At 70.1% G+C, this 10343-nt stretch carries 11 protein-coding genes; 5 read left to right on the top strand and 6 right to left on the bottom strand.

The genetic code is table 11. The features are described from left to right. Window positions 1-447 precede the first annotated feature (447 nt). Together ACZ4TO_RS38130 and ACZ4TO_RS38125 are read left to right on the top strand one after the other, a co-directional pair. Window positions 448-1329, top strand: coding sequence for a phosphotransferase enzyme family protein (locus ACZ4TO_RS38130; protein WP_468026618.1), 882 nt, complete (start codon window positions 448-450; stop codon window positions 1327-1329). A 185-nt stretch (window positions 1330-1514) separates the two neighbouring features. Beyond that, on the top strand, window positions 1515-3281 hold the full coding sequence (locus tag ACZ4TO_RS38125; protein WP_468026684.1) for an ATP-binding cassette domain-containing protein: 1767 nt from the start codon (window positions 1515-1517) through the stop codon (window positions 3279-3281). Between the two features lie 174 nt (window positions 3282-3455). On the opposite strand, the gene ACZ4TO_RS38120 is transcribed toward ACZ4TO_RS38125, so the two are convergent. Both ACZ4TO_RS38120 and ACZ4TO_RS38115 read right to left on the bottom strand, forming a co-directional pair. After that, the gene (locus tag ACZ4TO_RS38120; protein ID WP_468026617.1) at window positions 3456-4283 is read right to left on the bottom strand and encodes an SAM-dependent methyltransferase; all 828 of its coding nucleotides are present in this window, start codon (window positions 4281-4283) and stop codon (window positions 3456-3458) included. 87 nt (window positions 4284-4370) lie between these two features. Then, entirely contained in the window at window positions 4371-4892 is a 522-nt protein-coding gene (locus ACZ4TO_RS38115) for a hypothetical protein (RefSeq protein ID WP_468026616.1), read from the bottom strand. A gap of 247 nt (window positions 4893-5139) precedes the next feature. On the opposite strand from ACZ4TO_RS38115, the gene ACZ4TO_RS38110 reads away from it, so the two are divergent. Further along, window positions 5140-5928, top strand: coding sequence for a hypothetical protein (locus ACZ4TO_RS38110; RefSeq protein ID WP_468026615.1), 789 nt, complete (start codon window positions 5140-5142; stop codon window positions 5926-5928). A gap of 83 nt (window positions 5929-6011) precedes the next feature. Here ACZ4TO_RS38110 and ACZ4TO_RS38105 read toward each other — a convergent pair whose 3' ends face one another. Beyond that, window positions 6012-6521: a hypothetical protein gene (locus ACZ4TO_RS38105; protein ID WP_468026614.1), complete on the bottom strand. Its 510-nt coding sequence runs from the start codon at window positions 6519-6521 to the stop codon at window positions 6012-6014. 167 nt (window positions 6522-6688) lie between these two features. Between ACZ4TO_RS38105 and ACZ4TO_RS38100 the strand changes: the two genes are divergently transcribed. Next, window positions 6689-7492, top strand: a complete 804-nt coding sequence (locus ACZ4TO_RS38100; RefSeq protein WP_468026613.1) for a phosphotransferase — start codon at window positions 6689-6691, stop codon at window positions 7490-7492. A 179-nt stretch (window positions 7493-7671) separates the two neighbouring features. Here ACZ4TO_RS38100 and ACZ4TO_RS38095 read toward each other — a convergent pair whose 3' ends face one another. The 3 genes from ACZ4TO_RS38095 to ACZ4TO_RS38085 form a co-directional block, all read right to left on the bottom strand. After that, window positions 7672-7794 carry a hypothetical protein gene (locus tag ACZ4TO_RS38095; RefSeq protein ID WP_382778376.1) on the bottom strand — a complete coding sequence of 41 codons (123 nt, stop codon included), beginning with the start codon at window positions 7792-7794 and terminating at the stop codon, window positions 7672-7674. 343 nt (window positions 7795-8137) lie between these two features. Continuing rightward, a complete protein-coding gene (lexA, locus tag ACZ4TO_RS38090) occupies window positions 8138-8809 on the bottom strand; it encodes a transcriptional repressor LexA (protein ID WP_385041839.1) in 672 nt (223 codons plus the stop codon). A 145-nt stretch (window positions 8810-8954) separates the two neighbouring features. After that, complete coding sequence (locus tag ACZ4TO_RS38085) at window positions 8955-9143, bottom strand: hypothetical protein (RefSeq protein ID WP_451075542.1); 189 nt, start codon at window positions 9141-9143, stop codon at window positions 8955-8957. Window positions 9144-9242: 99 nt separating this feature from the next. Between ACZ4TO_RS38085 and ACZ4TO_RS38080 the strand changes: the two genes are divergently transcribed. Beyond that, the gene (locus tag ACZ4TO_RS38080; protein ID WP_382778379.1) at window positions 9243-10304 is read left to right on the top strand and encodes a helix-turn-helix transcriptional regulator; all 1062 of its coding nucleotides are present in this window, start codon (window positions 9243-9245) and stop codon (window positions 10302-10304) included. Window positions 10305-10343 lie beyond the last annotated feature (39 nt).

Here is a 10343-nt window from a genome sequence, read left to right as displayed (position 1 = left end):
GGCATCGCATCCGCCCGGTTGTCAGTGGCGTGACCCAGGGTTCCGTTCCTCGGCCCATCCACGTCCCACCGAGGAGACCGGTGCTTTCGACGCCCTCCCGCAATCCCCCGTTCGGGTCACGCCTTCGCCGCTGTCCCCTGGCCGAGTGAATCGAACGGGCGTCAGCGCAGCGCCCACTTGCCCGCGGCGCCGAATATCGAACCTGCGCTCGGACCATCGCCCGGTCCGCCCCGTATCGACCCCGTGACCAGCCGCGTTGTCCGGGGTGCTCCACCCGATCCCTACCGAGGAGAAATCCGTGAATCCCGTACGCTCCCTTCCCGCCGCCCACCCCGCGTTCGAAAATCCTCCCGCCGTCTGCGTCAAGCCCGTAGTGCACCAGCGCCCGGCGGACGCGCGCCGCGCCCCGTTCGCATCGGCATCACGACCGTCACCGAGGTGGGGGGCATGAGCGACGCGAAGGCACTTCCCACGGCTCTGCGCGGCTGGGCCGAGCGCGAGATCGGGGCCGTCGCCGAGGCCCGGGACGCTTCCCACCCGCGCCGGTCATCCCGCGTGTGGGAACTCGTACGCCGCGACGGCTGCCGGTTCTACCTGAAGCTCTCCCGCACGGCGCGGACGTACGAGAGGGAGACGTTCGCCCTGCGGCACGCGGTGCCCGCGCTGGGGGCCGGACGAGCGCCTCAGCTCCGGGCGTCCAGCGCCGAGCACTTGGCGCTGCTGACGACCGCCGTACCCGGCCGCCCGGTGCACGAACTCGCGCTCACGGCGACCGAGGAGTACGAGGCGCACCGGCAGGCCGGTCTGCTCCTGGCCCGGCTGCACGCGGCCGGTGAACTGACCGGCCGCTGGCGTGCCGAGGCCGAAGGAGCATTGCGTTCGGCGGCGCAGGGCGTGGAGCGACGCCTGGAGGATGCCGGCGATCGACTGACGGAGTCGGAGTGCACTCTCGTACGCAGCCTGACCGAACAGCTCCGCTGGGTGGAGCCGTTGCCGCTCGGCTTCATCCACGGTGACGCCTGGCCCACGAATCTGGTCTGGTCGGGGCGGGTGGCCTGGGTCGACTTCGACCGGTCCCGATTCGCGCCCGTCGTCCAGGAGTTCGTCGCGCCGGCCTGCGGGGTGTGGGCCGACAGACCCAGGCTGCGCACCGCCTGCCTGAGCGGGTACGGACGTGAGCTGACACCGCAGGAGCTCCATGTGCTGAAGTTCCTGGCCGCCGTGGACGCGGTGAGCGCCCTGGACCGGAGCCGGAAGCACGACGATCCATGCCTCGCCGCACGCGGGCGTCGCACCCTTCACCGACTCATGACGGGAGTGTTCGCGTGAAGCGGCTCCGCGGCACCGACCGACAGCCCACGGCCACCGAGCCGCAGGCCCTGTCCGCCTCAGGGAACGGGGCGGCGGCCGTTCCCGGCGCCCGTTCGGCGGCTCCTCAGCCCTCGGCTCCTCCCGAGCTGGACTACAACGGGCGCAAGCACCGCCGGGCCATGGACGACGCCACCTTGTGGGAGATGGCCCGCCGCATCCCGATGGCCCTCGCCCAGTCGGCCCGGCTGGCCTGGTCCGTCGACCGACGCATGACGATCACGATCCTCGTGTGCCAGGTGTTGTCCGGCCTCGGCACAGCGGTCATGCTCACCGCGGTCTCCAGGGCGCTGCCCCACCTCGCCGGCGCCGACCCTCGCACCGGGCTCCGGCAGGCCTGGCCGGCCCTGACCGTCGCGGTCGTCGCGATGGCCGCCGGCGCGGGGATGTGGATCCTCGCGGACTGGGCGACCCGCCGTCTCAATCCGAAGATCGCCTCGGCCGCCGATCTCACCCTCGTCGACCTCCACATGAGGGCCGAGCTCTCGGCGTACGACACCGAAGGGTTCACCGACCGCAGCCAAGCCGCGGAGATCGGCGCGTTGCGCGCGGTCGACCTCGCCGACGACGCCAAGACGCTCACCAACGGCTTCGTCCAACTGGTGTCCGCCGCGACCGTCCTCACGTCCCTCCACCCGTTGCTTCTGGGCGTGTTGCTGCTGTCGGTCGTCCCGAGGGGCCTGGGCGGAGTCATCGCCGCGCGCATCGACTACCGCGTCCACGACCGCACCCTCTCCGCCCGCAACGTGCGCGGCATGATGCGCTGGTGGCTCACCACCTCCGAGCTCGCCGACGAACTGCGCGCCAACACGATGCGCCCCTACCTGCACTCCTGGTACCGGGCGATGTGCGACCGGGTCGAGGGACGCGAACTCCAGGGAGCCCGCCCGTACTTGCTGGTAACGCTCCTCGCGGCCTCCTTGGCGGGTCTGTTCACGCTCGGCATGTGGGCCTCCTTGGCGGCGCTCGCCATCTCGGGAGCCATGTCGACGGCGATCGCCGGCACCGCCGTCGTCGCCTCCCAGACGGCGGGCCGCGCCCTCAACTCGATCGTGCGCTACGGCGCGGTGATGTTCCACCACGGCCTCTACCTCAGCGACTACTACACCTTCGTCGACGAAGTCCGCTCCATGACCACCGCCCGCGGCAGCGCCCAGGCGAAGGCGCCGCGGCAGATCCGTCTGCGCGAGGCGGAGTTCACCTATCCCAACAAGGAGGAGTCCGCCCTGCACCCGGTCACCCTCACCCTCAACCGAGGCGAGGTCGTCGCGCTGGTCGGCGAGAACGGCGCCGGCAAGTCGACATTGATCCGCCTGCTCACCGGACTGACCGTGCCGACGGGCGGAAGCGTCCGGTGGGACGACACCGATCTCGCCACCGCCGACGCCGAGTCCGTCTGGCGGCACGTCGGCCTCGTCCCGCAGAAGAACGGGCACTGGCCGCTGCGTGCCCGGGAGAACATCACTCTGGGCCAGCCCCGTGAGCACGGCGACGAACGCGTCTGGGACGCCGCCGAACGCGTGGGGATGGCCAAGGCCCTGCAAGGGCTCCCGGATCAGCTCGACACCCTGCTGGCCCGCTCGGTATGGGGCGGACACGAACTGTCCGGCGGGCAGTGGCAACGTCTGGCCTGCGCGCGGGCGATGTACCGCGAGCCGGCCGTGCTCGTCCTGGACGAGCCGACCAGCGAGATGGACGCCCGCGGTGAGCACCTGATCTTCCGCGAGCTCCGCGCGATGGCCCCGGACCGGATCACGGTGGTCGTCACCCACCGTCTGGACAACGTGAGGATGGCCGACCGCATCATCGTCCTCGACCGAGGACGCATCCGTGAGGAGGGCACGTTCGACACCCTCGTCGCCACCGAGGGAAGCCTGTTGGGCGAGCTGTACGCGCTCGCCCAGGACCGCTGATTCCCCTCAGCCTCAGTCGGCGGGGCCGCGTCCGGACGCGGCCCCGCTCTTGACCCGCGGGGAGGAAGTCGGAGCCCTCGGTGGTGCCGTGGCTGGAGACATCCCGGGACAGGCGCCACCTGGCGCCCGGACACCCTGTTGTCGTCTGCTGTCTCCTACCAATGCCTCTTGCCGTCAGGCCTTGCGGGCCATTCCCGCGGCGATGAGGTGCTCCCAGACGGTGAGTTCCCTTTCCCCGCCGTCGCTCCACGGGTTGTCCACCGCCGTGGGCCGCCACAGCGAGGCGGCCACGACTCCGGGGTCGAGGATCTCCAGGCCGTCCAGGAGGGACGCGATCTCCTCGTCGGTGCGCCAGCGGCCACGGCCGAAGGTCTGCTGGAGGACCTTCTCCGCCTCGGCCGTCTCCGGGTTGTTGCCGGAACGGAAGTGGCTGACGAAGAAGTAGCTTCCGGAGGGGACGCGGTCGCGCCAGAAGCGGACGATCGCGGCGGGGTCCTCCTCGTCGTTGACGTGATGGAGGATGGCGCTGAACACGACGGCCACCGGGCGGTCGAAGTCGATCATCTCCCGGGTCTCGGGGTGGTTGTAGACGGCTTCGGGGTCACGGACGTCCGCTTCGATGACCCGGGTCCGGTCGTTCTCCTCCAGCAAGGCGCGTCCGTGGACGAGCACTTGGGGGTCTATGTCGACGTACACCACGCGGGACTCGGGCGTATGACGCTGCGCGACCTGGTGCACGTTGTCGGCGGTCGGCAGACCGCTGCCCAGGTCGATGAACTGGGTCACCTCGGTGGTCGTGGCGATCTCCGCGACCGCCCGGGTCAACGCGGACCGGTTCGCGAAGGCGATCGCCACGGAGCCGGGGAGGTCGCGTTTGAACACGTCGCCGATCTCCCGGTCCACGGCGTAGTTGTCCTTGCCGCCCAGCAGATAGTCGTAAACACGCGCGATGCTGGGCTTGGTCGCGTCGATCGAGGTGCCTTCGCTCGTCATGACGACCATTTTTCCCTGCGAAGGAACCCGCTGCCCAGCACTTTGGACCATCGAACTGGCAAGATCTGCCCTTTCGTTCGGCCCGTCGGCCGCGTTTCAGTCGTCGGCCGCGACGAGGAGCGTGATCTGCCCGGCCGAACGGTCGATGAGCACAAACTCGTGAAACTCGGTGTGCACACCGCCCCAGTCGTGGAACGACTCTTCACCGAGCCCACGCAGATGGTAAATGCGCTCGGCTGCCGCCAGTCGCTCGAATACCGCGCGCTCCAGATCCGCCGCCAGGGCAGCGGGAGCGTCCCCGAACTGGTTCGCCCACTCCCGCAGGATGCGGTCACTCGTCTCACGGCCGACGGATTCGTACACCTCGGGGGCCATCGCGCTCAGCCAGTACGGGCCGTGCCGGAGCCCCTCCGGCTGCACTCCACCGCCGGCGTAGTCGTCCCGAAACTGTTCATGCGCGATGAGTGCGGCAAGGAGCGCCCGGTCCTCGACGGACTCCGCAGGAAGCCGCAGACGCTTGATATCGACCCACCTGAAGGCATGGGACCCCGAGTCCGCGAACTTGTAGTGACGAAAGTTGATGAAGGTACTGTCCTCGTGGGTGAGCTCGTTCTGCACGCCTCACAGCCTAGGCAACCATGCACGTGACCCAGGACCCGGGACCTGTCAGCCACATCCTGGTCACCCGGGAACATCGCGCCTGGTCACCGGGGGCGGAGCGGCGCCCGCTGGCGACCTCTGGATGATCTAGAGTTTCGGCGGCGGGCAGCAGGCCCGCCGCTCAGGTATTCGATTTCAGGGGTGGGGATTGATCACTGCAAAGTCTGCTGCTGTGCAGCGGAAGAGACCGGCGACCGTTCGGCGCGTGGCCGCCGTGGCGGTGTCCGGGGGCATGGCGCTCGTGGGCATGGGTCTCACGGCGCCTGCCGCGCACGCGGCCGAAGGCGACATCTCGTTCTCGAACGTCGTCATCAACAACGGCAAGCCCATCGTCGTCGGTACCAGTGCCGAGGTCGAGGTCCCGTTGACGTACACGGTGAAGAGCAACGTGGCGCTCGACGACTGGTGGGTCGAGGCGTACCGCAGCAACGGGTCCACCAAGTACCTGCTCGCCATCTCCACGACCCAGTGGAGCTGCAGGACATCCTCCGCGGGCGGCTACACCTACCGCGACTGCGACGAGACGATGACGATCGACCCGGACGGCATGCCGGGCGGCAACGGCGGCCACCTCGTCAACAGCGACGCCGCCGTGTGGAAGACCCTCGGCACGGGCATCAAGAAGAACGGTGGTTACGACACCGATCTCCTGTCCGCGACGGTCCGCCTCCAGCGTGCCTCGCGCATCCAGAGCACGAACGCGTCCCCGGAACCCGTCGCCAAGGGCAAGGCGATCACCGTCACCGGCACCGTGCAGCACGCCAACTGGAGTCAGCACCGCTACGACAACTACGGCGGCCGACTGGTGAAGCTGCAGTTCAAGCCCGCCGGTTCCAGCGCCTACTCGACGGTCAAGACGGTCACCGCCGACAGCGCCGGTCACCTGAAGACCACCGTGACGGCCTCCCAGGACGGCACCTGGCGCTGGAGCTACGGCGGCAACACCACCACCGGTGCCAGCAACTCCTCCGGCGACTTCGTCGACGTGACCTGAGAGCCCGTACCACGGTCACCACGCCGAACCGCACCAGCGAAGGCCCCGCTCCGGCGGGGCCTTCCGCGTGCCGATGGGCACGTTCAGGTCGGTGTATCCGTGGGTCCGGTCGGGGCCGCTGGACGCCGGACCAGCCGCAGCGCCTCGGCTGTGACGTCGGCGTCGATCTGCGCCTGGGTGCGGTCGCCGTACTCGAGGGTGTCGTAGTCGTCGTCCAGTCCGGCGAGCGTCTCGACAAGGGGCAGCCCGTGTCCGAAGCGCGAGTGGATCCGGAACGCCAGCTCGCGCGGAGTCATCTCCCCGGCCAGCATCCGGGCGGCGAGGGCCCGTCCTGCGGCCTCCCGTCCGGCGACACTGCCCGCCGAGTAGAACGTGAGCCCCAGTTCATCGAGTGCCGGGGGCAGGAGATCGGGGACGTCGTAGTCCGCCTCCATGCGCGTGCACGCGGCCAAGATCCGCAGGGCGGGAGTGTCGAGGCCGACGACGAGCGCTTCACAGGCGGCGGCGACGACATCGGCTGCGCGGATCTCGCCCATGCTCCAGAGAACGGCACGATCCTGAAGCTCGCGGGCGGCTGGTTCGGTCGACGACATCTGCGCATGGTGCCTCAACGAGGGGTGTAGGTGCCCCTGCAATATGGCCGGCACCCCAGGGTTCCGCAGTGACGAGCCTGTCACGTGTCACGGCAGCCTTCGGCGGTCGCACACGCGCACGCGTAAACCGTTCGCCTCCCTCCGGCCCTTCTGGCGAGACTGTGCTGATGACAGCCAGCGCGCCCACAGGACATGTCGAGGCTCCACGCATCGTCACCGAGTTCGCAAAGGGACGGCCCACAAGGGCCGTGTGGCGGAACGAGCTCGGTGGGCTGACGTTCCAGGTCGGCTCGGGTGATACGCGGCAGTTCGTGAAGTGGACGCCGGCCGGCAGCGGAATCGATCTCGCGGACGAGACGGCACGGCTGCGGTGGGCGGCGCCCTTCACCGTGGTGCCGCGTGTGCTCGGTGAGGGGGACGACTCCTCGGGGTCCTGGATCATCACCCAGGGGCTCCCAGGGCGGATGGCGGTCGACGATCGCTGGAAGCGGGACCCCGGCACCGCCGTACGCGCGATCGGCTCCGGGCTGCGGGCCCTCCACGACGCCCTGCCCGTCGCGGACTGCCCGTTCGACTGGTCCGCCGACCTGCGGCTGGAGCGGGCGCGGTCGCGAGCGGCGGCCGGCCGGACGCACCCGGCGGACTGGCATGACGACGTACGGAGCTTCGGCACGGTCGAGCGCGCACTCGGCGCCCTCGCCGACATTCCGCCCGTCGACCGGCTCGTGGTGTGCCACGGAGACGCCTGCGCTCCCAACACCCTCGTCGGTGCGGACGGCACGTGCAGCGGACACGTCGACCTCGGCGCGCTCGGTCTCGCGGACCGTTGGGCCGACCTCGCTATCGCCACGTGGAGTACGCAGTGGAACTACGGTCCGGGCTGGGAAGAGCCGCTGCTCGACGCCTACGGGATCGAGCCGGACCGGGAACGCATCATGTACTACCGGCTGTTGTGGGAACTGTCGGACTGAGCAACGGGTCCGCCGCCGAATCCGGGTACGGAACGATCCGGGCCGGGTCACTCCCGGGTCGGGACATTCCGGGATCGGGACGTTCTGGGATCGGGATACTCCGGGCCGTCGCCCGCCACCTGCCCGGGCCCCCGACCACCACTCGCCTCCCCGCCCACACCGACGGCCAAGCCCGGTCGTCAGCACACGTCGTGCCGGAAGACGTTCTCCGGGCAGTGCGTGACCCGGTCGCCGTCACCGTCCGCGAACCGCGCCCCATAGGTGAAGGAGAGCACCAGGAGGCCGAGCAGGCCCAGGACCATGACGCTACGAGGGATCCGACCACCCGGGCGGGGCCGCGACGAGTGGCCCCTGCGCCGCAGGCGGTCTTCCAGCCACCGACCGCGCTCCGATGACGTCGGCCTCCGCGCATCAGCCAGGGCGGCGGCCGACGCGCCAGACGGCACTCCGGATGTCCGGCCGCACGAATGCGTGCTCGCGGACTGGGTCTCGCGACCCGGCACGTCCACCACTTCCTCATGACAGACCGTGCAGACGTACGAAGTCATGCGCCCCCCTGATGTCCGGCCCAGGGTACCCAACGGCCCCCGCCGGGGCCGGTATTGCCGCATCCGCCCGGTCGGCGATGGCCAGGACCGGACACAGCTAGAGCAGACGCAGAACCCCGACCACCTTGCCGAGGATGCGGGCGCCGTCGCCCGGGATCGGGGCGAAGGACGCGTTCCTCGGCATCAGCCAGACCTGGCCGTCCTGGCGGTGCAGGACCTTGACGGTGGCCTCGTCCTCCAGCAGTGCGGCGACGATGTCTCCGTGTTCGGCGCTGTCCTGCTTGCGCACGGTCACGATGTCGCCGTCGCAGATGGCCGCGTCGATCATGCTGTCGCCGGACACGGTCAAAGCGAACAGTTCACCCTCGCCGACCACCTGGCGGGGCAGGGAGTAGACGTCCTCGACCATCTCGTCGGCGAGCAGCGGCGCACCGGCGGCGATCCGTCCGACGAGCGGCACCTGGGCCGGCTCCGAGCTGCGGGTGGCGAGGTCGGGTGCCCAGGAAGGACGGACCCGGTAGGCGCGCGGGCGGTGGGGGTCGCGGTACAGGACTCCCTTGTTCTCCAGCGCGCCCAGTTGGTGCGAGACCGAGCTGGTGCTGGACAGCTCCACGGCCTGGCCGATCTCCCGCATCGACGGCGGGTAGCCCTGCCGGGCGACGGCCTCGGTGATGTAGCGGACGATCGCCGCCTGGCGGGCGGTCAGCTCACCTTCGACGGCTTGCACGCCCGGGGGTCGTCCCCGGCGTACTGGCGCACTGTTCTCCATCCCCGGGCCCCTCCGTGTCAAGATCCTCGCGGAACCTGACTTTAACCCGCCATCCAGTGCATACGGAACGCCGGGAGGGGAATTCCGAGCCGCGGTGACGCGAAACAGGCTTCCCGGTCCTGTCGGCTCCCGAGGACGGGGGTCCTCACCAGTGCGGTGTCGGCACGCTCGGTGAGCCGTCGTCGCCCTCGCGCACGGGACGCGGAGGCTCGTCGAGGATCTCGCGGGCCGCGGTTCCCTCGCCGCCGGCTCGGCGCTGTCGGCCCCGCACCCAGTTGCCGAGCGGGGTGAAGCGTGCGAAGAGCAGGACGAATGCGCCTTTGGCCGGTTTCACAGTGATTCCTTCCAGGTGGGTCTGGGAAACTCCGTCGCACATCTGAACAATGGACACAGCAGCGAGCCGCTGTGGTCTTCTGGCTGATGAGGGGGTCGGGTGGGCGGCATCGGTGAGGACGGCGCGGTTCCGGACATTCGTACGACGGCGGGGTGGCCGTCGCACGAGACGCAGTTGTCCGAGGACGCCGTCCGGGTGTTCCGGTGGGTGAGCGACCAGGGGTCGTGCGACGCCGGGACGCTGGGCGCGGGGCTCGGGCTGCCGGAGAGCCGGGCGGCCTCGGCGGTGGCGACCCTGACCGAACTCCTGCTGCTGCGCCGGCTGCCCGGGAACCCCGACCAGTTCGTGGCGGTGGCGCCGGACGCGGCCCTGGCCGCGCTGGTCGCGCCCAGGGAGGCGGGGTTGCGCCGGCAGCTCGCCGAGATCGATCGGCTGCGGGCAGAGCTTTCCCTCCTGGCTCCGTTCTATGCGGAAGGCCGGCGGCAGTGGCAGGGGCGGGCACCACTGACGGAGGTCACCGACCTGAAAACGGTCGTGGGAATGATCACCGAGGCGACCATGCGCTGCCGGAAGGAGGTCCGCACCTGCCATCCCGGCGGCGGCCGCTCCCCCGCGCTCCTGGAGCAGGCGTTCATACAGGACCGCGACATGCTGCGCCGGGGCATCCGCATGCGCACGCTGTACCAGCACACGGCCCGATACCACCTGCCCACCCAGGAATACGCACGGCGCATGACGGACGAGGGCGCCGAGATCAGGACACTGAGCGAACTGTTCGGCCGCATGGTCGCCTTCGACGGGGAGACCGTGTTCATCCCGCACCAGGACGACCTGGACGCGGCGATCGTCATCCAGGAGCCGTCCACGGTCTCGTATCTCTGCGCGACCTTCGACCACGCCTGGTCCCTGGCCGAGCCCTATCACCCCGCCTGGACGGAGAGTTCGGCGCGGGACGAGGTGAAGCAGGCCATCGTGCGGCTGCTCGCCGAGGGCATGAAGGACGAGATGGTGGCGCGGCGGCTGGGGATGTCGCTGCGCACCTGCCGCAAGCACATCGCCGAGATCATGGAGCAGTTGGGCGCGGCCAGCCGCTTCCAGGCCGGGTATCTCGCCCGTGTGCAGTCCTCCGGTCCGGCCTCGGCGGCCACGGGCGGGGCCTGAGCGCCCCGCCGGTGTGTGCCTCGGACGGCTGCGGGCCGG

It is taken from the genome of Streptomyces sp. NPDC028298 (assembly GCF_055565895.1).
The sequence above is the reverse complement of the archived record's forward strand: the minus strand, read 5'-3'. Positions and strand labels throughout refer to the sequence as shown.